General features: G+C 59.6%; 1 protein-coding gene. It reads right to left on the bottom strand.

Annotated elements, in window-relative coordinates; all coding sequences use genetic code 11:
• Positions 1–584, bottom strand: a 584-nt coding sequence (locus ACTJJ7_RS28075; RefSeq protein ID WP_440969507.1) for an EAL domain-containing protein, incomplete at both ends; no start/stop codon positions are given.

Here is a 584-nt window from a genome sequence, read left to right as displayed (position 1 = left end):
AAGCGCGCTGTCCGATTGTGTCCTGACCCCTTGCACAATGACGAGACCAGAGACATGGGCGGCCTCCTTGATCAACAGAGCCAGTGCATCGTGACCACAATCGGACAGGCCTGCGCCTTGGATCTGCCTTGCTTCGATCTTGGCAATATCGGGTGAAAACGCCCCTGCACTCCAGACAGGCACATGATCAGGCCCGAGATCATCGAGCGCGATCTGGCAGCCATATCGTTTGATGTCCGTCATGAAATCGATGGCATCGGCTGTTGCAGGCAACCGGTGGATGCCGTTCAATTCAAAGACAAGCCGCTCGGCAACGGGCGCAGCCGACCCCAGCCTTTCGCAGACATTGAACCACCACAGGTCGAGAACGGCGCTCTCCATCGATATATTGACCCCCAGGCGAAGGTCAGGCGCTGCCGACAGGGCATCGATGGTCCGCTGGACAACATGCTCTTCGAGGACACGCAGCAGCCCGAGCCGCCTGAGCGGCTCGGCCGCCGGGCTTGCCGGGCCGATGTCATGGCCGTCAATCCCGGCGCAAAGTTCATGATAGAGAATGATGTCGCAGCTGCCCGCATATCGAA

It is taken from the genome of Phyllobacterium sp. 22229 (genome assembly GCF_052056495.1).
In the GTDB taxonomy this organism is placed as follows: Bacteria; Pseudomonadota; Alphaproteobacteria; order Rhizobiales; family Rhizobiaceae; genus Phyllobacterium; species Phyllobacterium myrsinacearum.
Note: the sequence above shows the minus strand (reverse complement) of the source record. Positions and strands in the feature narration are given on the sequence as shown.